The following is a 25197-nucleotide window of genomic DNA, read 5'->3' on the forward strand; positions in this document are numbered from 1 at the left end:
AACAGAAGAGGTTGGCCAAACGCCGCCTCTTTTTATTGTTTGTTATGAAGGAGGAAATGCAATTTGCGCTCAGATGGCAGGAAGACAAACGAATTAAGACATGTACATATAGAAACCGAATATTTAAAGCATCCAGAAGGCTCAGTTTTAATTTCGATTGGTGATACAAAGGTAATTTGTACAGCAAGTATTGAAGAGCGTGTGCCACCCTTCATGCGGGGCGCAGGTAAAGGCTGGATCACCGCGGAGTATTCAATGCTACCCCGTGCAACGGGAACAAGGAATATAAGGGAATCTTCAAAAGGAAAAGTAACCGGCAGGACGATGGAAATCCAGCGTCTTATTGGGAGAGCGCTCCGAGCAGTTGTGAGCTTAGATTCAATTGGGGAACGGACTGTTTGGATTGACTGTGATGTCATTCAGGCTGACGGCGGGACAAGGACTGCATCTATAACAGGTGCTTTTGTAGCGATGGCAATGGCTTTACATAAACTTTTTAATGAAAAAAAACTATCATCCTTTCCTGTTTCCGACTTTCTTGCCGCAACTAGTGTTGGTATCATCGAAGGATCGGGTGTCATTTTAGATTTGGATTATTCCGAGGACAGTAATGCACTTGTCGATATGAACATTGTGATGACAGGCACAGGTGAATTTGTTGAACTGCAAGGTACAGGAGAGGAATCCACTTTTACAGCGACACAACTTCAGGAAATGCTTGCAGCAGCGGAAATTGGGTTAAACCAATTAATGGAAAAGCAAAGAGATGCACTTGGTGAAATTTCCAGTCTAATTGATAAGCGAAGAGCGGAAAGTGGTACGAAATGAAGAAGCAGATCATAATTGCGACAAAAAATAAAGGTAAAGCCAAGGAATTTGAAGCGCTGTTCTCTCCTTATGGAGTGGAAGTGCTAACTTTATTGGATATAGAAAATGCTCCAGATGTTGAGGAAACTGGTACTACTTTTGAAGAAAATGCGATCATTAAAGCCGAGTCCATTGCACATCTGCTGAATATGATTGTCGTTGCTGACGATTCGGGATTAATAATTGACGAATTGGATGGAATGCCAGGTGTGTTTTCGGCAAGATATGCTGGAGAACCTAAAGATGACGAAGCCAATATTGATAAAGTTTTGTTAGAAATGAGAGAAGTCCCTGATGAGAAACGTACAGCTAGATTTTTTTGCGCTCTGGCGGTAGCAGGACCTGGAATGGAAACATCCGTTGTTACAGGAAAGTGCGAAGGTGAAATATTAAAAAAACGGCAGGGCCAGAATGGATTTGGATATGATCCAATATTTTATTCCAGCTCAGCAGGTAAATCGATGGCAGAGTTGGCGTCCAATGAGAAAAATAAAATAAGCCATCGTGCAGAAGCATTGAAAAATTTGGAGCCGATTGTTAGTCATTTGTTTGGGCGGAGGTGAAGTGACATTAAACTTCTAATCGTAAGTGACAGCCATGGGAATAGATCTGCTTTAGAAAATTTGAAAGTGAAATATGAAGGCATAGTAGATGCGATGATCCATTGTGGAGACTCAGAATTAAAAGCAGATGATCCAGCTTTGAATGGTTTTGCTGTTGTAGGCGGCAATTGTGATTTGGACAGTAGACTACCTGAAGAATTGGTGCTTAAAATAAAAGAGTCGACCATTTTTATTGCACATGGCCATCTCCTTCAAATTAAATCATCCCTAATGAATATTTCATATCGTGCGAAAGAACTAGGAGCCGATTGTGTTTTTTTCGGGCATTCCCATTTACTTGGTGCTGAGATGATTGATGGAAAATTATTTTTAAATCCGGGAAGCATTTTATTACCGAGGGGCGGCAATGAAAAAACTTATGCCATTGTGAATAAAAAGGATTCGGTATTTAATGTGCATTTTTATAATGATAGACACGAAGAACTGAAGCAGTACAGGCGTACCTTTGAATAAAAAAACAAATCATGAGCTATCGTGAGCATCTCGATAGCTCAGACTGTAGACAAACCCGGAAATATGAGTTGTCTTAGTATCTTTATTTTTATTTTGGATAGATCAGGTTTTCCGAAGCTTACCGCTCGCTTTCCGCGGGGCGAGCGCCGAGCCGCTTCGTCGCTACGCTCCTTTAGTGTCTCGGCTGTCCCGCAGATCCCGCAGGAGTCGAGCGGACGCTTCTCCAAACCAATTCAGCTTATCGTTGGTTTTTAGGATTCGGTTTTCATACAGAAGTGCTTCATTTCACTACCTTCCCTCCGGAAAAATTTGAAAAGGAAGAGACGGAAGAAATCAAACAAAGCCCTACATGAGCCTGAATTTAATGTGCCGCTAATAAAGGTGGTACATTATATTTTAGAAAGTAATAAAAGGTATTGACTTTATTTCTTATCCTGTCTATAATAAGAAATGTCTTTAAAAATAAAACGTCCCAGTAGCTCAGCAGGATAGAGCAACAGCCTTCTAAGCTGTGGGTCGCAGGTTCGAATCCTGCCTGGGACGCCATTTCTTTTATTTTATACATAAACCATCGGTCTTCTGCAAATGGCAGGGGGCTTTTTTGCGTTTAAGCATCAGTAATAGGCACTTTGTTTTTCTAATATTTGTTTTCCGTCTCCGCTTTTGATACACTATTTTCGATTATAAATGATGGGCGGTTCTATCATGAAGAGAGAGCAAACTGATCGAGATTCAGAAAAAATTATTCCTTTTCCTGACCTGAAACAGCGTCTTTATGAAAAAGGAATTGCCCGGCTGGAAGCTCACGATTTCCATGAAGCGGTGGCTTTACTTTATCAAGCAAGAGAAATGGATCTAGATGATGCGCAAATTGCAGTTGCTTTTCTTGTTGCACTTTATGAAAACGGTGATTATGAAGAAGCCAAACTGATTGCAAACGAATATTTGCATGAAGGAATTGGCGACTATTATGAAATTCTCGATATTTACTTAATGATTCTTATTCAAATAAATGAACATAAACAGGTTATTCAAACATTAGATGTTTTATTTGAAGAAAGAGAAGTTCCACCAGATAAAGCCGAACACTTTCAAACGCTTTTACAATTAAGTAGAAAAGTTATAGCTAACGGAACTCCTGAAAGGAAAGAGAACGTTTTAGTCGAAGAAGGGATTTTTAATGGCCGTAATTTGCATGAACAAGCGATTAAGCTTGGAAGTCTAGTGGATAAAAATATTCAACCATATTTAGATTCACTGGTCGGAATGCTTGCGGATAAACGGAGTCACCCCTTCTTACAAACAATTGTCCTGAATGTGTTGCGGGAGCATGGAATTGAAATAGAAATAGTTGTAAAGAAGCTAGAGTTTGATGGTGTGTTTATACCTATCAATTTACCTTTAGTCCACAATACTCCTCAGCTTAAAGAAGTATTGACAGAGCTTGAAAGTCAGCTTGAGAATAACAACCCGGTACTACTGGAACAAATAAAAGAGATGAGTTACCGCCATGCTTTTATCCTTTATCCCTTTGAATCTTCCCCTTCTCATCCGCGTTTGTGGGCAGCAGCTTACCGAGGAATGGGATATGAAATGTATGGAGAGGAATGGAGTAAAGAAAAAGTGGCAGAGAAGTATGGTGTTGATGTGATGGAATTGGATCGGGCAGTTTCTTTCCTCTTAAATCTTGAAGAAATTTCTTCACCTATTGAATAGCTTCTATTGTTGAAAGGTAGTTAGGCTGTGTTATAATATAATGGTTATGCCGTATTAGGCATTAAGAATCTAAATTGATGTTACATACTTGAGCGGCTATTCCGCTAAATAGTAGATCAAGAAACGAATTATATATTGTTGGAGGTAATGAAGATGTCAGCAAAATGGGAAAAATTAGAGGGGAATAAAGGTACCCTTACAGTAGAAGTAGATGTTGAAACGGTAAAAAATGGTCTTGACGCTGCTTTTAACAAAGTATCCAAGCAAGTGAGTGTTCCTGGATTCCGTAAAGGGAAAATTCCTCGTTCTATGTTTGAAAAGCGCTTTGGCGTGGAAAGTCTATATCAAGACGCACTTGATATCATTCTTCCAGAAGCATATGCTTCCGCAGTAGAAGAAACGGGAATCGAGCCTATCGATCGCCCTGATATTGATATTGAGCAAATGGAAAAAGGAAAAGAATTAATTTTCAAAGCAACAGTTCAAGTTAAACCTGAAGTAAAGCTTGGAGATTATAAAGGTCTAGAAGTGGAAAAGATGGAAACAGAAGTTACAGATGAAGATGTTGCTGCTGAATTAAAAACACTTCAAGAACGTCAAGCTGAGCTTGTAGTAAAAGAAGAAGGCGAAGCAGCTGAAGGCGATACTGTTGTAATTGATTTTGAAGGATTTGTTGATGGTGAAGCATTTGAAGGCGGCACATCAGAAAACTTCTCGCTTGAACTTGGATCTGGCTCATTCATTCCTGGATTTGAAGAGCAACTTGTTGGTGTAGCATCAGGTGCAGAGAAAGAAGTAGAAGTAACATTTCCAGAGGAATATCATGCAGCGGAATTGGCAGGTAAACCAGCGGTATTTAAAGTAAAAGTCCATGAAATTAAAGCAAAAGAGCTTCCAGAGCTTGATGATGAATTTGCAAAAGATGTGGACGAAGAAGCAGAAACTCTTGAAGAATTGAAAGCATCCATCAAAACACGGATGACTGAGAGCAAGAAAAATGAAGCTGAACAAAAACTTCGTGATACTTTAGTTGATAAAGCAACTGAAAATGCTGAAATCGATCTTCCGGAAATCATGGTTGAGACTGAAGTGGACCGTATGATGCAGGAATTTGAACAGCGATTGCAAATGCAAGGAATGAATCTTGACCTTTACTTCCAATTCTCAGGCCAAGATCAAGAGGCGCTTCGCAGCCAAATGAAAACAGATGCAGAGAAACGTGTTCGCATGAATCTAACGCTAGAGGCAATTGCAAAAGCAGAAAACCTTGAAGCGGACGAAGAATCAGTAAATGAAGAAATGAACAAAATGGCAGAAATGTACAAAATGCCACTTGAAGAAATCAAGAAAGCCCTAGGTGGAAACCTGGACAACTTAAAAGCAGATTTAAAAGTGCAAAAAGCAGTTGAGTTTCTTGTTGAAAACAGTAAAATTGGTGCATAATATTAAACAACACAAACATAAGATATAAGACTTAAGATAAAACAAGGCACGGTTTAGCACGTGCCTTGTTTTATAAAAATGTATACATAAGCATAAGTGAGGTCAAAACTAGGGGGAATTGAGTGGGATTTTTCTTCACTTGATTAAATGTTCTTGATTTTAAGAGCGGTGTTTTTTTTACCCTATAACGGTGAAAGATAAATATGTCTGTTTTTAGAATTTTATAATGGTTATTAAGTAGAAATCTATGTTACAATGCATTACATAACTATTTGCAAATTTAGGGAGTTTCCTTGAAGATGCATCAATGGTTTTAGTTTTTTAAAGGGGTGAGATTGCAATGTTTAAGTTTAACGAGGAAAAAGGACAGCTTAAATGTTCTTTTTGTGGAAAAACCCAAGAACAGGTCCGCAAATTAGTTGCAGGCCCTGGTGTATATATATGTGATGAATGTATCGAGCTTTGTACAGAAATTGTTGAAGAAGAGCTTGGGACAGAAGAAGAAGTTGATTTTAAAGATGTGCCAAAACCACACGAAATCCGCGAAATTTTAAGGGAATATGTCATTGGTCAAGACCAAGCAAAAAAATCCCTTGCTGTAGCAGTATATAATCATTACAAGCGAATTAACTCTAATAGCAAAATCGATGATGTCGAGCTTGCAAAGAGTAATATTTGTCTAATCGGACCAACTGGAAGCGGTAAAACGCTTCTTGCCCAGACTCTTGCGCGTATTCTCAATGTGCCATTTGCAATTGCTGACGCAACTTCATTGACTGAGGCTGGTTATGTTGGTGAAGATGTGGAAAATATTTTGCTGAAGCTAATTCAAGCAGCTGACTACGATGTAGAAAAGGCTGAGCGAGGGATTATCTATATTGATGAGATAGATAAGGTTGCTAGAAAATCAGAAAATCCATCAATTACACGCGATGTCTCTGGTGAGGGTGTTCAGCAAGCACTATTGAAAATTCTTGAAGGTACCGTTGCGAGCGTGCCACCTCAAGGAGGACGGAAGCATCCACATCAAGAATTTATCCAAATTGACACAACTAATATATTATTTATTTGTGGTGGTGCTTTTGACGGCGTTGAACAAATTATTAAGCGTCGTCTCGGTCAAAAAGTCATCGGTTTTGGATCGGACGTTAAGCAAGAAGACATTGAAGATAAAGGCTTGTTAACAAAAGTTCTTCCTGAAGACTTGCTTAAATTTGGCTTGATTCCTGAATTTATTGGCCGTTTGCCGGTAATTGCCAGCCTAGAACAGCTTGATGAGGAAGCATTAATTGAAATTTTGACTAAGCCGAAAAATGCGCTTGTTAAACAATATCAAAAGATGCTTGAACTCGATCATGTTGAGCTGGAGTTTGAAGATGGAGCTCTTCATGAAATTGCTAAAAAAGCAATTGAACGAAAAACGGGTGCTCGTGGATTGCGGTCCATCATTGAAACAATCATGCTCGATGTCATGTTTGATTTGCCATCAAGAGATGATATAAAGAAATGTATCATTACAAAAGATGCCGTTCTCGATGAAAAGCCACCAAAATTAGTCCTTGAGGATGGAACAATCATCAAAGGAACTGAAAGAACTTCTGCATAGTAAGAGATAAAGTCCAGGAAGAAGAATAAGCTTCCTGGACTTTTTTTATTGTTACAAGATTTTCTTTTCCAAGTGTCAGACCCCCACCACTTTAAAGCTTTAACGCGGTGGGGGTCTGACACTTTTTTCTCTTAAAAAAGATTGTTTATTCCCATTCTGTGACGGAGATACTAGCACATATGCGGAAAAGACCGTTTAGGAGGGAAAACGATGAATTGGACAGTACTAGTTTTATTCATTCAATTGTTTTTTGGGGTTGTAATTGGTTTATATTTTTTTAACCTGCTTAAAAATCAGCGTTCGCAAAAGGTTACGATTGACCGTGAATCTAAAAAAGAACTGGAACATTTAAGAAAAATGAGAGGCATTAAACTAACCGAACCATTGGCAGAGCGTGTTCGGCCTGCCAGCTTTACAGATATTATCGGGCAAGAAGATGGGATTAAAGCATTAAAAGCAGCCCTCTGTGGACCAAACCCTCAGCACGTCATCATTTATGGACCCCCTGGAGTAGGAAAAACTGCAGCTGCCAGACTTGTCCTCGAGGAGGCAAAACGGAACCAACGCTCTCCATTTCGGCCAGCATCGGTTTTTGTTGAATTGGATGCTACGACAGCAAGATTCGATGAACGGGGAATTGCCGATCCATTAATTGGTTCTGTCCATGATCCTATCTACCAGGGAGCAGGAGCTATGGGGCAAGCGGGAATTCCGCAGCCAAAACAGGGAGCTGTTTCTAATGCTCATGGCGGAGTCCTCTTTATTGATGAAATTGGTGAATTGCATCCGATTCAAATGAATAAATTGCTTAAAGTTCTTGAGGATCGTAAGGTTTTTTTAGAAAGTGCTTATTATAGTGAAGAAAACACGCAAATCCCGGCTCATATTCATGATATTTTTAAACGTGGCTTACCGGCAGATTTCCGCCTTATTGGTGCAACAACCAGAACACCAAATGAAATTCCGCCTGCCATTCGTTCGCGCTGCATGGAAGTATTTTTCCGAGAGTTGGAACAGCCCGAAATAGAAGCTGTTGCAAAAAATGCTGCGGATAAAGTACAGCTTTCAATTAAACAAACGGGGATAGGAGCTTTATCTTCATATGCTAGAAATGGCCGTGAAGCAGTTAATATGATTCAAATCGCTGCGGGGCTTGCGATAACAGAAGATAGAGATTATATACTGGACAATGATATAGAGTGGATTATTCGTTCCAGTCAACTGAGTCCAAGGTATGAAAAAAAGATTGCCGCGATTTCGCAAATTGGAATCGTAAATGGCCTGGCGGTTACTGGCCCGAACAGTGGAATGCTTCTTGATATTGAAGTGACTGTCCTCCCAGCAAGGGATAAAGGTTCGATTAATATAACCGGAATTATTGAAGAAGAAAGTATTAATGGACAAGGAAAATCAGTAAGAAGGAAGAGTATGGCAAAAGGTTCTGTAGAAAATGTGATCACAGTTCTCAGAACGATGGGAGTGCCAGCAAACCAGTACGATATTCATGTCAATTTTCCCGGTGGCGTTCCGACAGATGGGCCATCTGCAGGGATTGCTATGGCAGTCGGAATCTATTCTGCCATTTATAAAATCCCGGTCAAAAATACTGTGTCTATGACAGGGGAAATTGGTATACATGGTGATGTTAAACCAGTAGGAGGGGTGTTTTCCAAGGTGAAAGCCGCAAAATTCGCTGGGGCGAAAACAGTTCTGATTCCAAGTGATAATGTACAATCGAGCTTAAGTGAAATTGAGGATATTGAAGTGATTCCTGTTCAGCGCCTTGAAGAAGTATTAGAAATAGCATTAGCTAAAAATAACGATCAAGAAATGCTGTTCCCGGGATTGATTGACCAGAAAAATAAGAAAAGTGTATAGTGCAACATTTCGAACATGTCTAGCTGCAGCGCCTAGCCCCTCGAGGTCAAATAACCTGAGTCATTAAAAGTCAAGACCGGACTTTTATTGACTCAGAACATTTGCTTGTCGGGGCTGATTCAAGGCGTTTCCGCTTTTCTTAGTGCCTGTTCCTCGACATGATGCGGCAGAATAAGCTAGAATTGAAAAAAGACTCTTGAAAAGTAGATTTTCAAGATAAGTGTCCAGCTTTTAGCGCCTTTTGAACGAGGCGCTTGCACTTTTCTTTTATTTTGGAGGTGTATGAATTGACGAAACAAACAGAACCACTTGTGCCGCTTTTGCCACTGAGGGGAATGCTTGTGTACCCAACGATGGTTTTACATTTAGATGTTGGAAGAGAGCAATCGGTTCAAGCCTTAGAACAGTCAATGCTCGCGGATCAATTAATTTTTTTAACAACACAAAAAGATGTTTCGATTGATGAGCCGGGAGAAGAAGATATATATGAAATGGGGACGTTGACTAAGGTTAAGCAGATGTTAAAGCTGCCTAATGGAACGATCCGCGTTCTCGTTGAAGGGTTGACTCGAGGAAAATTAACAACTTTAAAAAATGAAGGAACTTATTTATCTGCAGAACTGGAACTATTTGAGGATGAAGAAGAAAAGGATGTTGAAGTTCAGGCATTGATGAGGACTATGCTTGAATATTTCGAGCAATATATCAAGCTTTCAAAAAAAATATCATCAGAGACATTTGCTACGGTCGCAGATATAGAAGAACCAGGAAGAATGGCGGATATTATCGCTTCGCATCTACCATTAAAATTGCAAGATAAGCAAAAAATCCTTGAAACGGTTAATGTAAAACGCCGCCTTAGTAGAGTGATCGAAATTATTCATAATGAAAGAGAAGTCCTTAATCTCGAGAAAAAAATTGGTCAGCGTGTTAAGCAATCGATGGAAAGGACACAAAAAGAATATTATTTGCGTGAGCAGATGAAAGCTATTCAAAAAGAGCTGGGAGATAAGGAAGGAAAAACCGGAGAAATAGCGGATCTCACTGAAAAAATTGAAAAAGCCGGTATGCCCGATCATGCCAAAGAGACCGCATTCAAAGAGCTGGATAGATATGAAAAAATCCCTTCTACTTCCGCCGAAAGTTCGGTCATTCGCAATTATATTGATTGGCTCGTTTCTTTGCCATGGGCTAATGCAACGAAAGATGATTTAAATATTCATAAAGCAGAGAAGATTCTCGAACGTGATCATTACGGACTTGAGAAAGTAAAGGAACGTGTATTGGAATATTTAGCTGTTCAGCAGCTTACTAAATCGCTTCGAAGCCCAATACTTTGCCTTGTTGGACCACCAGGAGTTGGAAAGACAAGTCTAGCAAGATCAATTGCTGAATCAATGGGGCGCAATTTTGTTCGTATCTCTTTAGGTGGCGTTAGGGATGAATCGGAAATTCGGGGCCATAGACGAACGTATGTAGGCGCCATGCCTGGACGGATTATTCAGGGAATGAAAAAGGCTGGGACGATTAATCCGGTATTTTTACTTGATGAAATAGATAAAATGTCCAATGATTTTCGTGGTGATCCATCATCCGCCATGCTTGAAGTTCTTGATCCAGCACAGAATAAAACATTTAGTGACCATTATATAGAAGAAACATATGATCTTTCCAAGGTCATGTTTTTAGCGACAGCCAATGATTTAGCAACGATACCGGGACCGCTTCGTGATCGCATGGAGATCATTTCGATTCCGGGTTATACGGAACTTGAAAAAATCCATATTGCAAAAGATCATTTGCTGCCAAGGCAGATTCAAGAACATGGTTTAACGAAAAGCCAGCTTCAAATGAAAGATGATGCGGTTAAGAAGCTTGTTCGGTATTATACCCGGGAAGCGGGCGTTCGAGAATTGGAGAGGCAGCTTGCGTCAATTTGTAGAAAGACCGCAAAAATCATTGTATCAGGAGAACGAAAAAGAGTTATAATTACGGAAGACTTTTTGGAAGAATTGCTTGGAAAGAAAAAATATAGCTATGGCCAAGCAGAAAATGAAGATCAAATTGGCGTAGCGACAGGACTAGCCTATACAGCGGTAGGAGGCGATACTTTACAAATTGAAGTCTCGTTATCGCCAGGAAAAGGCAAGCTTATTCTTACTGGGAAATTAGGTGATGTCATGAAGGAATCGGCACAGGCCGCTTTCAGCTTTGTTCGTTCAAAAGCTGAAGAGCTTCATCTTGAAAAAGACTTTCATGAAACTTGCGATGTACACATCCATGTGCCAGAAGGTGCTGTTCCAAAAGATGGCCCATCAGCGGGAATTACGATCGCAACAGCGCTTGTTTCTGCACTGACAGGACGTCCGATCAGGAGAGAAGTAGGGATGACGGGTGAAATTACGCTGCGTGGAAGAGTTCTGCCAATTGGCGGGTTGAAAGAAAAATCATTAAGTGCGCATCGAGCGGGTTTGAAAACGATTATCTTACCAAAGGATAATGAGAAAGATATTGATGATATTCCAGAGAGTGTCAGGAATGATTTGAAGTTTGTACCAGTCTCTCATATGGATGAAGTACTGAATACGGCGTTAGCAGGTGATTCGAAATGAAAGTAAATAATGTTGAACTTGTTATTAGTGCCGTTAAGCCGGAGCAATATCCCGGTGAAGGTCTGCCAGAGTTTGCTCTGGCAGGCAGATCCAATGTTGGAAAGTCCTCATTTATTAATAAAATGATTAATAGAAAGAGCATGGCCCGTACATCATCAAAGCCTGGTAAAACCCAAACATTGAATTATTATAAAATCGAAGATGCACTTTATTTTGTTGACGTACCTGGCTATGGATACGCAAGGGTATCCAAAGGTGAGCGTGAAAAATGGGGTCAAATGATTGAAACATATTTTACGAGCAGAGAAGAGTTATGTGCGGTATTACTGATTGTTGATTTGAGGCATCCACCTACAAAAGATGATATCATGATGTATGACTTTTTAAAGCATTATGAGCTTCCTTGCATCGTCATAGCTACTAAAGCTGATAAAATACCACGGGGAAAATGGGAAGCACATAAGAAAGTAATCAAAAAAAATCTCGACCTTGTAAAAGGTGATGAAATTATCATATTTTCTTCTGAAACAGCTGAAGGCAAAGACAATGTTTGGAATGCATTGCGCAAATGGATGTAAACACAAGCGCTTTGAAAACAGGATCTTATGATACTTTTGATTTCCGCTCCAGGCGGACGCTTTCCGCGGGCGGTCGGTGAGCTTCCTCGTCGCTTCGCTCCTGCGGGATCTCACCTGGACGCGCTTATCCCGCAGGACTCGCCGCCTTCCGCTCCAATCAACGGAGCATGCTAAAATCCATAGTTAAGCTTTATAGAGCCTAAAAAAAGAAATAATATCCTAAACTCTTAGGAAATTATATCTTTTTTACTTTATAATCATTAGTATCAATTTCAAATGAATGGGTACTATGATAAAAAATCAACAACCAATGGTTTTTAGTCCATATATGGATATTTTTGAACTAGTAGTTCCACCGGATAATCCTTTGCGTAAAATTAACGATCTGGTTGACTTTTCATCTGTTTAAAATATAGCATTTTATTGGTTTGGAGAAGCGTCCGCTCGACTCCTGCGGGATCTGCGAGACAGCCGAGACCCTGCAGGAGCGTAGCGACGAAGCGGCTCGGCGCTCGCCCCGCGGAAAGCGAGCGGTAAGCTTCGGAAAACCTGCTCTCTCCAAATAAAAAGACTGTAGACAACTCGAATTTCGTGTTTGTCTACAGTCTGAAGCTTCCGGGATTTTCCGGAAGCTTTTTATTATTTCCTTTGAACAAATAAAAAATATGCTCCTAATGCAATAAAGAAATAAGGCCAAATATTACTGATCATCGTGAAATCATATCCTTGTCTTCCAGCCCAATCTGCCAATCTATCAAAGAAAAGTAATAAAATTGCAGCAGCAAAGAAAAGAATGCCTTGAAAAAGTCCGGCGCCCGTTTTGACGTATTTTAGAAATAGACCGAGTGCAATTAGTAATAAAAAGATACCTGAATGATCTGGCCAAACATCTAGTTTGCTGGCAATGTGGAAATGAATACCAATCCCTGTCAAGACTACTCCTGGTAAAATAAAATCATAAAGCCTTCCTAAGTATCCCTGTGCCAAAAAGCCAACACCGACGATAATCAAAAGAGTCGGCCACGTGTAAAAGTCTGCCAAAAGGGTAAAATGGAATTGCTGAAACAGAAAATATAATCCAAATCCAATTAAGATAACTCCAGTAAAAAATGTTTGTTTTTTCATAATTTTTCACACCTATCCCATTTCCTTGTATTCCAATAATTAATTTGATATGTTACAGGAAGAAAATTCGATCGTAAAATTAATATGCTTAAATCATATCACAGCTTTCATTATCTGTTCACATCTTTTTAGAATTCTTATAATCTGGCATGGTATAATAAACATATGAGCAATTATTCTGGAGGTGCCATATTTTCATATGCACATCATTATTGTAGGATTAAATTATAAAACGGCCCCAGTAGAAATCAGGGAGCGGCTTGCGTTTTCCGAGTCGGCCTTGCCATCTGCCATGTCGGCCTTGAAAAATAAAAAAAGTATTTTGGAAAATATGATTGTTTCTACGTGTAACCGTACCGAAGTATATGCGGTTGTCGATCAGTTGCATACGGGACGTTACTATATTAAAGAGTTTTTAGCTGAATGGTTTGGTATCGAGCAAAAAGACTTTTCAAACCACTTATTTATCCATGAACATGAAGCAGCAGTGGAGCATCTGTTTAAAGTGACATGTGGTTTAAATTCTATGGTGCTCGGTGAAACGCAAATTCTGGGCCAAATCCGGACGAGCTTTTTACTAGCTCAAGAAAACGGAACGACAGGCACAGTGTTTAACCATCTGATGAAGCAAGCAGTCACCTTAGCCAAACGTGCACATACGGAAACGGATATTGGAGCAAATGCTGTGTCTGTAAGCTATGCTGCGGTTGAGCTTGCTAAGAAAGTTTTTGGCGACCTAAAGGACAAGCATGTGCTTGTCATCGGAGCCGGGAAAATGGGCGAGCTAGCGATAAAAAATCTATATTCAAACGGGGCTACAAAAGTGACGGTTGTCAACCGTACTTTTGAAAAAGCGCAAACACTTGCGGAAAAATTTGATGGTCATGCAAAATCATTGAACGAGCTTCAGTGTGCAATGATGGAAGCTGATATTGTCATAAGCTCAACAGGTGCCAATGGTTACGTCGTTCAAAAAGATATGTTAGCGAATATGGAAAAAATGCGGAAAGGACGCCCGCTTTTCCTTATGGATATTGCAGTTCCACGTGATCTTGACCCAGCTATATCAGAGTTGGAAAGTGCTTTCCTTTATGATATTGATGATTTGGAAGGTATCGTTCAAGCAAACATGGTTGAACGAAAAATAGCTGCAGAAAAAATTATGGAAATGATAGAAGAAGAAATCGTTTCTTTTTCAGAATGGGTCAATATGCTTGGTGTAGTTCCTGTTATTTCCGCATTGCGTGAAAAAGCACTCGCTATCCAGGCAGAAACGATGAAAAGCATTGAACGCAAATTACCCGATCTATCTGATCGAGAAAGAAAAGTTTTAAACAAACATACGAAAAGCATTATTAACCAACTCCTAAAAGATCCAATATTACAAGTGAAAGAACTCTCAGGAGCGCCTCAGGCAGCTGAAAAGATTGCTCTCTTTAAACAAATCTTTGATTTGGAAGAGGCCGGCGGCGAACAAGATGTTCAGGTGAAAGAAAAAGTGCCTAATAAAAAGGCGATCAAGTTCGCCACTCCGCTGACTTCTTTCCAATCATAAGAGGACGTGTTGTACCATGTTGGATCTTATGATGGTTAGACTGCCAGAAATCGTGATTATCATATATGCAATTTCTATTTTACTGTATTTTATCGATTTCATTGATCAAAATCGGAAGGTCAATCGCATTGCCTTCCGATTACTTTCGATTGTTTGGATCCTTCAAACAATTTTTTTATTTCTATATATGCTACGAGCTGGAAGGTTTCCGGTACTCACTCTTTTTGAAGGCCTCTACTTTTATTCATGGGTGCTAATTACTTTATCACTCGCAATTCATCGGATTTTAAAAGTAGATTTCACCGTGTTTTTTACCAATATTCTCGGATTTAGTATTATGGCGATTCATGCATTTGCACCATTTCAGCGCCCAACGGAAGCAATGGCTGAGCAGCTTGTCTCCGAATTGCTTTTCATCCATATTACAATGGCCATTTTATCTTATGGGGCTTTTACATTATCCTTCGTATTTTCTGCACTTTATTTACTGCAGTATAAATTACTAAAAGAGAAAAAGTGGCAGAAAAGGCTATGGCGCTTAAGTGATTTAGCTAAGTTAGAGAAAATATCATATGTATTAAACATAATCGGAGTACCGATGCTGTTACTAAGCCTTATCCTAGGTCTCCAGTGGGCGTTTATCAAACTTCCTTATTTTCAATGGTATGATCTAAAAATTATTGGATCTTTCCTTCTATTAATCGTTTACAGTCTTATTCTTTATTTGCATAGAAAAAAAGAAATATTCGGTAGGAAACTTGCATTGTGGAATACCGCTGCGTTTTTTATTATCTTGATTAACTTCTTTTTAGTCAGCCGTTTATCTAATTTCCATATTTGGCATTATTAATGATTACATACTGGTAGGAGGCAAAAATATGAGAAAAATCGTCATCGGTTCACGCAGAAGCAATTTGGCATTAACACAAACCAATTGGGTACGTGAACAGTTGGAGAAACTTGATGTACCATTTGAATTTGAAGTAAAAGAAATTGTTACTAAAGGAGATCGCATTCTTGATGTGATGTTATCGAAAGTAGGCGGGAAAGGTCTATTTGTAAAAGAAATTGAGCAGGCATTACTGAATGGTGAAATCGACATGGCTGTTCATAGTATGAAAGATATGCCCGCTGTTTTGCCTGAAGGGCTAATGATCGGCTGCATTCCTGAACGTGAAGACTCTCGCGATGTTCTTATTTCAAAAGGACATGTGAAACTGAAAGATCTTCCCGCTGGATCAATTGTTGGGACAAGCAGCTTAAGAAGAAGTGCGCAGCTACTTGCTGAACGGCCAGACCTTGAAATTAAGTGGATTCGCGGTAATATTGAAACGCGCATGTCCAAATTGGAAACGGAAGATTATGATGCTATTATCCTGGCGGCTGCAGGTCTTGTCCGTCTAGGTGGAAAAGGCGAACTTGTGACAGAATACCTTGAACCTGAAATTTGCCTTCCAGCTATCGGCCAGGGGGCGCTTGCCATTGAATGCCGGGCAGATGATCATGAGCTATTGGAGCAGCTGGCAAAATTGACCTCAGAAACGACGGCTCGTGCAGTTGAGGCAGAACGTGTCTTTTTGGACAAAATGGATGGCAGCTGCCAAGTGCCGATTGCAGGATTTGGTAAGATAACAGAAGAAAACGAAATTGAACTAACAACTCTCATTGCATCACCAGATGGTAAAACAATTTATAAGGAGACTGTAACGGGATCAGATCCGCAAACTGTCGGTGAGGAAGCTGCAGAAATATTAACTCGCCAGGGGGCAAAAGCGCTCATTGATCAAGTGAAAGAAGAACTGGATCAATGAACGGGGTTCCCCAGCTGCCGTTAAAAGGCAAGCATGTCCTCATTACGCGCGGCTCTGATCAAGGTGAAAAGTTTTGCAACGATGTAGCCTCTGCCGGCGGTGTCCCATATATGATTCCTTTAATTGACTTCCGTGCACATGAGGATATTAATGCACCTTATTTTATTAGTAATATTAAGGAATATGACTGGATTATTTTCACTAGTAAAAATGGAGTTAATTACTTCTTTCAACATATTCAAGATAAAATTGAAGACTATGAACTAATCAATAGTCAACTGCAATTTGCAGTCGTTGGGGAAAAAACACAGGAAGCGCTCAATCGCTATCGGTTGCCATCACAGTTTATGCCCAATGTATATACTGCAGAAGATTTCGCACGTGATTTTTTTGAACTAGGATTTAACGCAAATAGAGTGCTGATTCCAAAAGGTAATTTGGCAAGCACTACGATTGCAGATAGCTTCAGGTCCCGCAATCTGGTTGCTGATGAATGGATTGTTTATGATACGTATTATCCAACAAAAGAGACGGATAAACTGATTAAGATTTTGAAAGAAGATTTGCTTGATGTAGCGGCATTTACCAGCCCATCAACATTTAACCATTTTATTAAAATTGTAAAGCAAAATCATCTCGATTTGCATGCAAAAAAACTTCTTATGGCCGCCATTGGCACTGTGACGAAACGAACAATTGAACAGGCAGGTTTCCATGCACCCATTTGGCCAGCTACCTTTACAATTGATCATATGTTTGAGGAACTATGCGATTATTTCGCCAAGCAGGAACAGGAAGGGAATGTTTAGTTTATGGATTCAACTCAATTTAAACGACATCGTAGATTACGCCGATCAGCTAATTTAAGATCAATGGTACGTGAAACACATTTGCGAGCGGAAGATTTCATTTATCCTCTTTTTATCGTCGAAGGGGAGAATCGAAAGAATGAAGTTTCATCTATGCCAGGCGTTTTTCAGATTTCCTTGGATTTATTAAAGAGAGAACTTGATGAAATCGTTAGTCTTGGAATAAAATCCGTTATTCTTTTTGGGGTGCCGGAAGAAAAAGATGACTGCGGTTCCGGTGCCTATCATAATCACGGAATTGTTCAGGAAGCAACTAGAGAGGTAAAAAAACATCATCCTGACCTGCTCGTAGTTGCAGATACTTGTCTATGCGAATATACAGACCATGGTCATTGTGGGCTAGTGGAGAATGGACAAGTGTTAAATGACGCTAGTCTCGAATTACTAGTGAAAACAGCCATTAGCCAGGCTGAAGCAGGAGCAGATATTATTGCCCCGTCAAACATGATGGACGGATTTGTTTCAGCAATCAGAAAAGGTCTCGATGGGGCTGGGTTTGAAGATATTCCGATTATGTCATATGCTGTTAAGTACTCGTCTGCGTTTTATGGTCCATTCCGTGATGCTGCTAATAGCACGCCTCAATTCGGAGATCGAAAAACATACCAGATGGACCCAGCTAATAGAATGGAAGCTTTAAGAGAAGCGCAATCGGATATTGAAGAAGGCGCAGACTTTTTAATTGTTAAACCGGCTCTCTCTTATTTGGATATTATTCGCGACGTGAAAAACAGCTTTAACGTCCCGATGGTTGCTTATAATGTAAGTGGCGAATATTCACTAATTAAAGCTGCTGCATTGAATGGCTGGGTTGACGAAAAAGCAGTCGCTATGGAAATGCTGACTAGTATTAAACGAGCTGGTGCTGATTTAATTATTACGTACTTTGCAAAAGATGCAGCTAAATGGATAAAAGAATCTAACTAATTGATAACTGGAGGTTTGTTTGATGCGTTCATATGAAAAATCAAAACAAGCTTTTAAAGAAGCGTTGACCTTAATGCCGGGCGGTGTAAACAGTCCCGTTCGTGCCTTTAAATCAGTCGACATGGATCCTATTTTCATGGAAAAAGGGAAGGGATCCCGTATATTTGATATTGATGGTAATGAATACATTGATTATGTGCTCTCATGGGGGCCCCTTATTTTAGGTCACGCCAATGATCAAGTGGTGGAAGGTCTCAAAAAGGTAGCTGAACAAGGAACAAGCTTTGGTGCTCCTTCTTTAGTTGAAAATAAACTGGCGAAACTCGTGGTAGAACGGGTTCCATCGATTGAGATTGTCAGAATGGTATCTTCAGGAACAGAGGCAACGATGAGTGCGCTTCGACTGGCACGCGGGTATACAGGGCGGAATAAAATATTGAAATTTGAAGGCTGCTATCATGGGCATGGTGACTCGCTATTGATAAAAGCCGGTTCCGGTGTTGCAACACTTGGTTTGCCAGACAGCCCAGGGGTACCAGAAGGGGTAGCGAAAAATACCATTACTGTTCCATATAATGATTTGGACAGTGTAAGATATGCATTTAAAGAGTTTGGAGAAGACATAGCTGGAGTAATTGTTGAACCAGTAGCGGGAAATATGGGGGTCGTGCCGCCGCAGCCTGGATTCTTGGAAGGACTGCGTGAAGTTACGAGCGAATATGGTGCCTTACTTATTTTTGATGAAGTAATGACAGGCTTCCGCGTTGGCTATAATTGTGCTCAAGGTTATTTCGGAGTTACACCAGATATTACTTGTCTCGGAAAAGTAATTGGCGGCGGTCTTCCTGTCGGAGCCTATGGTGGGAAGGCGGAAATCATGGAGCAAATTGCACCAAGCGGTCCTATTTACCAGGCAGGTACTTTATCTGGTAATCCGCTTGCAATGACAGCGGGCTATGAAACGCTCGTTCAGTTGACGCCGGAATCATATGATGAGTTTAATCGTAAGGCAGATATGCTGGAAGCTGGTTTAAAGGCAGCCGCTGAAAAATATGGCATACCTCATGCAATTAACCGAGCAGGTTCGATGGTTGGAATTTTCTTTACCAATGAGGATGTTTATAATTACGAACAGGCAAAAACATCTGATTTAAACATGTTTGCCGCTTATTATAAAGAGATGGCCAATAATGGCATTTTCTTGCCACCATCACAATTCGAAGGCTTGTTCTTGTCAACAGCGCATACGAAAGAAGATATTGAAGCAACGATCGCAGCTGCTGAGAAAGCATTTGAAATGATTAATAATCAGTAATTAATGAAGGATTGGACTTTGTGCCAATCCTTTTTTATTTGGTCAGCGCTTTAAGGAAGCTTTCCTTTCTTATCATAAATAATCGGGATCTTTCATACGTTGTAAGTGACCGATATTTTTTTGTATAGGAAGGAAAGGAGGAATCAGTCTTGCCTGATCGCCGACAAACATCGCTAAGATTCCCGTTAGAGGAGTCCGTTTGGTTTGAAAAAGGACAGGAAGTAGATGAACTTATCTCTATTTCATTAGATCCCCATATAACGATATTAGATGAAGACGACTATGTAGTACTGAAAGGGTCACTTGAGTTAAATGGGGAGTATAAACATTTGATAGATAACGAATTGGATGAGGCATTTCCTGTACCTGGAAGAAAGTATGTTCAAGCCGTTGAAGTAAGAAATGAAGAAGTAAGTGAATTTCTCCACCATTTTCCTGTTGATATCACCATTCCAAAAAGAAGAATTATTAATGTTGAAGAAATGGAATTAGATATTCAATCATTTGATTATGTTTTTCCCGAAAATTGCCGGCTACAGCTCATGGCTGATATTTATGTTCATGGGATATATGAGGAAGAGTCCGATATTTTTGGAGACGTTGAGAATCAAGTAGAAGAATTACCAGATGAAGTAGAAAGTGAAGAAGTCCAGGGATTCGAAGAAGAGGCTATTGAAGTAGAGCTGATGAATAGAACGGAAACCGAGGAAGCTGAAGGGAATAAAGAGGCGGATGTAGCTGTAGAAGCAAGAGAAAATGAAAACGATGAAGGACATGAAGAACATGGAGAAACAGTGGAAGTCGATGAAAGTGAAGAAATCCTTAACGAATCGACTAATACTGAGCTTTATGAACCTTTTACAGTAGAAGCAAGGACTGTTCCTAAGGAAGAGCAAGGTAATTTTCAGTTAAGAAAAGATTTTCACTTTCCATTTCCTCAGCTTCCTGAAATGTCAATGGAGGCATTGGCTCAGCGGACATTAGAATATTTTCAAACGATGGAACGGGATATGGAGTCACTATCTCAATTAAAAGACGAATCAGTCATCGAAGAAATGGAATCATCGTCACATTATCAGGAATCGAGCAGTGGCAATGAATCGAGTCACGAAGAAGAGCTAAAAGAAAAAGTAAAGAAAAAGAAAGACAAATATAAAACGATGTCATTTGCTGATTTTTTTGCAAGGAAAGAAGATGAAGCATCAACTAAATTGAAAGTGTGTCTTGTCCAACAAGGAGATTCCATTCAAGGGCTTGCCGATAAATATAAATTAACCGTTCAGCAAATATTACGAGCAAATCAATTAGAAGCAAGCCATGAAGTGTATGAGGGTCAAGTGCTTTATATACCGATGAAATCAACACCAGCATATAAAACGAAGTAGTAGACGGTTTACAAAATATGGGGGGGCTGCTGCATTCTGGTTCGTCCTCTCTGTTTTACAATAAGCAGGTGATGGAGATGGCGAATAATCTTAATGACGAGATTAGCAGATTGGCAGGAAATTATGGTCTACAAATGAACTTTGTTGAAAAACATGGCCGCGTATTTAAAATTTATTCGGATAAAGGTGAATTTGCTTTAAAACGAATGGATGCTAATAAAGGTTTGGATTTTCTTCGCCATATTCAGCATCTTTATCAGCTTGGCTATAATAGAATTGTGCCGGTCTATCCTACGTTAGACGGCCGTTATGCAATTTTAGAAGGAAATTCCCTTTATTATTTAATGCCATGGCTTGAAAATAAGGAGAGAGAGGATCGATATCAAAAACATAATGATTTATTTCGAGAACTTGCGCGCCTCCATACTTTATCTGTCCGTGAAGTTCCTGTAAGCAAAGAAGATCGCAAAGAACATTATGATCAAACAACAGCCGGTTGGGAAAATGAACAAGAGGCATTGGAGGGATTTATTGAACGAAGTGAAAGACAATCATATATGTCTCCTTTTCAACTACTTTTTTGTACTTATTTCAGCGAGATTTATGGTGGGTATCGTTTCGCGTTGAACAAGTTAAAGGAATGGCATGAAGCAACACAGGAGGAAACAAAAGCGAGAAGTGTCATTATTCACGGTAAAATTTCAAATGAACATTTCTTGTATAACGAAGATGGACTCGGTTTCTTTACTAACTTTGAACAGGCGGGAATTGCTTCTCCCATTCATGATCTACTTCCTTTTTTAGCAAGAACGTTAAATACACATCAAAAACAGTTTGAAGAGAGTGTAAACTGGCTGAATGGCTATTTTCGGCATTTCCCCTTTAAGCAGGATGAAATGCTTTTATTCCTTAGTTATTTAGGTCACCCTGGACCTATTTTCAGGGTCATTGAAAAATATTTTTCAACTGGCAATGAGAAAAATGAAATGAAACTTGTCATTCAATTACAGCGTCAGTATTGGCGAATGAAAAATACTGAATACGTCGTGATGAGATTTGAAGATATAGAAAGACAAAAAAAAGAACAATCACAATCTCCCCCTTCTGACTAAGTTTCGGAGGGGGAATTTATATCCAATCATAATGGAACGCAAGAGCAAGTATGATAAACAAGGTTAATAATAAAACATCAAGGGTTGTTGGAAAAATAAAAGTCCGAATTGCTTGAAAGACAGTAAACGGGATAATCAGCTGTCTGCAAATCCCTTTAAAGTTTTTCATCCAATTTTGAAATGTGAACTGATTGATTTTTCTTTTCATTTTATTGGCCTCCTCCCTTATTCCTTCTTATAAAATATGTATACATCATGTGATTTGTGCCTTGCTAAGTTTAAAGAGCCCATTTTTTGTTTATAATAGGTCTGAAACCATTGACAATACCCACTCGTTTTCGCTACTATAATGAGTAATAGAATGATCGATTAAATGCTTGGACAGGGAAGAGTACGTTGGACTACCGCTTTCAGAGAGGGAAATTAATGCTGTGAGATTTCCTAAGTGGTGCTGATGGAAAGTCGCCCTTGAGCAGCTTCCGTGAACATTGCAGTAACGGAAGCCGGTGCAGAGCCGTTATGAATTTAAGTGCCAGATCCATGTATCAGTTATGTGCTGCATGTATCTGCGAAAAAAGGTGGTACCGCGAATCCGCTCCCTTCGTCCTTTTGACGAGGGGAGTTTTTTGTATTTTCAAATGGTGCATATTTACGTTGAGGAGGATAACAATGGAACAAAATGAATTGAAGATGCCAACAAAATACGAGCCGCAGCGGATTGAGCAAGGAAGATATGAATGGTGGCTTTCGGGTAAGTTTTTTGAAGCGAAAAACGATCATGACAAAGAACCTTATACAATTGTTATTCCACCACCGAATGTTACTGGGCGACTTCATCTTGGGCACGCTTGGGACACGACACTTCAAGATATATTGACGCGGATGAAAAGAATGCAAGGCTATGATGTTTTATGGTTGCCGGGGATGGACCATGCAGGCATCGCGACACAAGCAAGAGTAGAAGGTAAGCTGCGTGAAGAAGGAAAAACGCGTTATGATCTTGGCCGTGAGAATTTTGTAAAGGAAACATGGAAGTGGAAAGAGGAATATGCGGAGTTTATCCGCCAGCAATGGTCAAAGTTAGGACTCGGGTTAGATTATTCCCGTGAACGTTTTACGCTTGACGAGGGGCTTTCCAATGCTGTTCGTGATGTGTTTGTTTCCCTTTACAATGAAGGGCTCATTTACCGCGGAGAATATATTATCAACTGGGATCCCGCCACGAAAACAGCACTGTCTGACATAGAAGTTATCCACAAGGACGTTCAAGGCGCTTTTTATCATATGCGTTATCCGCTTGCAGATGGGACTGGTACGATTGAAGTTGCGACCACAAGACCTGAGACGATGCTCGGAGACACGGCTGTAGCCGTTCATCCGGAAGATGATCGTTACAAGCATTTAATTGGAAAAACCGTGATCTTGCCGATTGTTGGCCGGGAAATTCCAATCGTTGCTGATGATTATGTTGAGATGGAATTTGGTTCAGGCGCTGTCAAAATTACCCCTGCTCATGATCCTAATGACTTTGAAATTGGCAACAGACATAATCTTGAACGCGTACTCGTAATGAATGAAGATGGAACAATGAATGAAAAGGCAGGCAAATATAATGGCATGGACCGGTTCGAATGCCGGAAACAAATCGTCAAAGACTTACAGGATGAAGGTGTTCTTTTCCAAATTGAAGACCATATGCATTCGGTGGGGCATTCCGAACGAAGTGGTGCCGTAGTCGAACCATATTTATCCACCCAATGGTTTGTAAAAATGGAGCCACTTGCAAAACAAGCGATTGATCTGCAGCGCAGTGAAGATAAAGTGCATTTTGTGCCGGAGCGTTTTGAGAAAATGTATTTACATTGGATGGAAAATATCCACGATTGGTGCATTTCTCGTCAATTATGGTGGGGCCATCGGATTCCAGCTTGGTATCATAAAGAAACGGGCGAAATTTATGTTGGGACTGAGGCGCCAGCAGATGAAGAAAATTGGGAGCAGGACAATGATGTATTAGATACATGGTTCAGCTCAGCTTTATGGCCATTTTCTACAATGGGCTGGCCAGATGAAAACGCAGAGGATTTCAAACGCTATTACCCAACAAGCTGCCTAGTTACTGGCTATGATATTATTGCTTTCTGGGTATCGAGAATGATTTTCCAAGGGTTGAAATTTACAGAGAAGCGTCCGTTTAAGGATGTGCTGATTCACGGGCTTGTACGGGCTGAAGATGGCCAGAAAATGAGCAAGTCACTCGGAAACGGTGTTGACCCGATGGATGTCATTGATAAATACGGCGCAGACTCACTCCGTTACTTCCTATCTACCGGCAGTTCGCCTGGCCAGGATCTTCGTTTTAGTATGGAAAAGATTGAAGCGGTCTGGAATTTCGCCAATAAAATTTGGAATGCTTCCAGATTCGCACTCATGAACATGGATGGCATGACTTATGAAGAAATTGATCTATCCGGTGAAAAGTCTGTAGCAGATAAATGGATTTTAACGCGCTTAAATGACACGATCGACACAGTGACAAAGCTCGCGGAAAAATATGAATTTGGTGAAGTTGGCAGAGCACTATATAACTTTATTTGGGATGATTTATGCGATTGGTATATTGAAATGGCGAAGCTGCCTCTGTACGGCGAGGATGAAGCTGCCAAAAAGACAACGCGTTCCGTCCTAGCTTATGTTTTGGATAATACGATGCGTTTGCTGCACCCATTCATGCCGTTTATTACAGAAGAAATCTGGCAAAACCTCCCGCATAATGGTGAGTCTATTACAATCGCGGCATGGCCACAAGTGAATGAACAGTATTCAGATCAAACGGCAGCAAGCGAAATGAAGTTATTGATGGACATCATCCGTTCTGTTCGAAACATCAGAGCAGAGGTTAATACTCCGATGAGCAAGAAAATTAAATTGATGCTGAAGGCAAAAGATGAACAAGTACTACATTCCCTAGAGAAAAATAAACAGTTCATTGAAAAGTTTTGCAATCCGGAAGAATTGCATATAGCAACAAACATTGCTACACCTGAAAAAGCAATGTCTGCAGTTGTAACAGGTGTTGAGTTGTTTCTTCCACTTGCAGGTCTCATCAATATTGACGAAGAAATTTCTCGTTTGGAAAAAGAGTGGGATAAATGGAATAAAGAAGTGGAACGTGTTCAGAAGAAACTCGCAAACGAAAGATTTATTAGTAAAGCACCTCAAGCGATCGTTGATGAAGAACGGGCAAAAGAACAAGATTATTTGGAAAAGCGAACAACTGTCGAAGAAAGAATAAAAGAACTGAAATCTGAATAACAAACTA

General features: G+C 40.0%; 20 protein-coding genes, 1 tRNA gene and 1 other annotated feature. Of the genes, 19 read left to right on the plus strand and 2 right to left on the minus strand.

The window, feature by feature from the left end:
- Nucleotides 1-63 precede the first annotated feature (63 nt).
- From rph to yihA, 10 genes are all read left to right on the plus strand, one after another.
- A complete protein-coding gene (gene rph / locus KHA88_RS01330) occupies nucleotides 64-828 on the plus strand; it encodes a ribonuclease PH (RefSeq protein ID WP_213097551.1) in 765 nt (254 codons plus the stop codon).
- Nucleotides 825-1430, plus strand: coding sequence for an XTP/dITP diphosphatase (locus tag KHA88_RS01335; RefSeq protein WP_213106753.1), 606 nt, complete (start codon nucleotides 825-827; stop codon nucleotides 1428-1430). The genes rph and KHA88_RS01335 overlap by 4 nt, the downstream gene beginning before the upstream one ends.
- 6 nt (nucleotides 1431-1436) lie before the next feature.
- Entirely contained in the window at nucleotides 1437-1943 is a 507-nt protein-coding gene (locus KHA88_RS01340) for a metallophosphoesterase (protein WP_213107413.1), read from the plus strand.
- Nucleotides 1944-2412: 469 nt separating this feature from the next.
- A tRNA-Arg gene (locus KHA88_RS01345) sits at nucleotides 2413-2489 on the plus strand.
- A gap of 159 nt (nucleotides 2490-2648) precedes the next feature.
- Complete coding sequence (locus KHA88_RS01350) at nucleotides 2649-3659, plus strand: tetratricopeptide repeat protein (protein ID WP_213121308.1); 1011 nt, start codon at nucleotides 2649-2651, stop codon at nucleotides 3657-3659.
- A 153-nt stretch (nucleotides 3660-3812) separates the two neighbouring features.
- On the plus strand, nucleotides 3813-5102 hold the full coding sequence (gene tig, locus KHA88_RS01355; protein ID WP_213097548.1) for a trigger factor: 1290 nt from the start codon (nucleotides 3813-3815) through the stop codon (nucleotides 5100-5102).
- Between the two features lie 340 nt (nucleotides 5103-5442).
- Entirely contained in the window at nucleotides 5443-6708 is a 1266-nt protein-coding gene (clpX, locus tag KHA88_RS01360) for an ATP-dependent protease ATP-binding subunit ClpX (protein WP_213097547.1), read from the plus strand.
- 210 nt (nucleotides 6709-6918) lie between these two features.
- On the plus strand, nucleotides 6919-8586 hold the full coding sequence (gene lonB, locus KHA88_RS01365) for an ATP-dependent protease LonB (protein WP_213121309.1): 1668 nt from the start codon (nucleotides 6919-6921) through the stop codon (nucleotides 8584-8586).
- Nucleotides 8587-8921: 335 nt separating this feature from the next.
- Nucleotides 8922-11198 (plus strand): endopeptidase La, encoded by a 2277-nt coding sequence (gene lon, locus KHA88_RS01370; RefSeq protein ID WP_430413630.1) that lies wholly within the window; start codon nucleotides 8922-8924, stop codon nucleotides 11196-11198.
- Nucleotides 11195-11776: a ribosome biogenesis GTP-binding protein YihA/YsxC gene (gene yihA / locus KHA88_RS01375; RefSeq protein ID WP_213106757.1), complete on the plus strand. Its 582-nt coding sequence runs from the start codon at nucleotides 11195-11197 to the stop codon at nucleotides 11774-11776. The genes lon and yihA overlap by 4 nt, the downstream gene beginning before the upstream one ends.
- 639 nt (nucleotides 11777-12415) lie before the next feature.
- Here the strand turns inward: yihA and KHA88_RS01380 are convergent.
- Nucleotides 12416-12901, minus strand: coding sequence for a LiaI-LiaF-like domain-containing protein (locus tag KHA88_RS01380; protein ID WP_213097543.1), 486 nt, complete (start codon nucleotides 12899-12901; stop codon nucleotides 12416-12418).
- Nucleotides 12902-13100: 199 nt separating this feature from the next.
- Here KHA88_RS01380 and hemA point away from each other — a divergent pair, with 199 nt between their 5' ends.
- The 8 genes from hemA (at nucleotide 13101) to ysxE (ending at nucleotide 21875) form a co-directional block, all read left to right on the plus strand.
- Entirely contained in the window at nucleotides 13101-14456 is a 1356-nt protein-coding gene (gene hemA / locus KHA88_RS01385; RefSeq protein ID WP_213121310.1) for a glutamyl-tRNA reductase, read from the plus strand.
- Between the two features lie 16 nt (nucleotides 14457-14472).
- Complete coding sequence (locus KHA88_RS01390; RefSeq protein ID WP_213121311.1) at nucleotides 14473-15306, plus strand: cytochrome c biogenesis protein; 834 nt, start codon at nucleotides 14473-14475, stop codon at nucleotides 15304-15306.
- A 28-nt stretch (nucleotides 15307-15334) separates the two neighbouring features.
- Nucleotides 15335-16267 carry a hydroxymethylbilane synthase gene (gene hemC, locus KHA88_RS01395; protein WP_213121312.1) on the plus strand — a complete coding sequence of 311 codons (933 nt, stop codon included), beginning with the start codon at nucleotides 15335-15337 and terminating at the stop codon, nucleotides 16265-16267.
- Nucleotides 16264-17076 carry a uroporphyrinogen-III synthase gene (locus tag KHA88_RS01400; RefSeq protein ID WP_213121313.1) on the plus strand — a complete coding sequence of 271 codons (813 nt, stop codon included), beginning with the start codon at nucleotides 16264-16266 and terminating at the stop codon, nucleotides 17074-17076. The genes hemC and KHA88_RS01400 overlap by 4 nt, the downstream gene beginning before the upstream one ends.
- 3 nt (nucleotides 17077-17079) lie before the next feature.
- The gene (gene hemB, locus KHA88_RS01405) at nucleotides 17080-18063 is read left to right on the plus strand and encodes a porphobilinogen synthase (protein WP_213121314.1); all 984 of its coding nucleotides are present in this window, start codon (nucleotides 17080-17082) and stop codon (nucleotides 18061-18063) included.
- A gap of 22 nt (nucleotides 18064-18085) precedes the next feature.
- Nucleotides 18086-19378: a glutamate-1-semialdehyde 2,1-aminomutase gene (gene hemL, locus KHA88_RS01410; RefSeq protein WP_213121315.1), complete on the plus strand. Its 1293-nt coding sequence runs from the start codon at nucleotides 18086-18088 to the stop codon at nucleotides 19376-19378.
- A gap of 149 nt (nucleotides 19379-19527) precedes the next feature.
- On the plus strand, nucleotides 19528-20763 hold the full coding sequence (spoVID, locus tag KHA88_RS01415) for a stage VI sporulation protein D (RefSeq protein ID WP_213097536.1): 1236 nt from the start codon (nucleotides 19528-19530) through the stop codon (nucleotides 20761-20763).
- 77 nt (nucleotides 20764-20840) lie between these two features.
- Nucleotides 20841-21875 carry a spore coat protein YsxE gene (ysxE, locus tag KHA88_RS01420; protein WP_346729153.1) on the plus strand — a complete coding sequence of 345 codons (1035 nt, stop codon included), beginning with the start codon at nucleotides 20841-20843 and terminating at the stop codon, nucleotides 21873-21875.
- A gap of 16 nt (nucleotides 21876-21891) precedes the next feature.
- Here ysxE and KHA88_RS01425 read toward each other — a convergent pair whose 3' ends face one another.
- The gene (locus tag KHA88_RS01425; RefSeq protein WP_488153871.1) at nucleotides 21892-22044 is read right to left on the minus strand and encodes a hypothetical protein; all 153 of its coding nucleotides are present in this window, start codon (nucleotides 22042-22044) and stop codon (nucleotides 21892-21894) included.
- A 200-nt stretch (nucleotides 22045-22244) separates the two neighbouring features.
- Nucleotides 22245-22487, plus strand: a binding site (T-box leader).
- A 57-nt stretch (nucleotides 22488-22544) separates the two neighbouring features.
- Between KHA88_RS01425 and KHA88_RS01430 the strand changes: the two genes are divergently transcribed.
- A complete protein-coding gene (locus KHA88_RS01430) occupies nucleotides 22545-25190 on the plus strand; it encodes a valine--tRNA ligase (RefSeq protein ID WP_213121318.1) in 2646 nt (881 codons plus the stop codon).
- Nucleotides 25191-25197: the final 7 nt, after the last annotated feature.

This window comes from Lederbergia citrea (assembly GCF_018343525.1).
Classification (GTDB): domain Bacteria; phylum Bacillota; class Bacilli; order Bacillales; family Bacillaceae_C; genus Lederbergia; species Lederbergia citrea.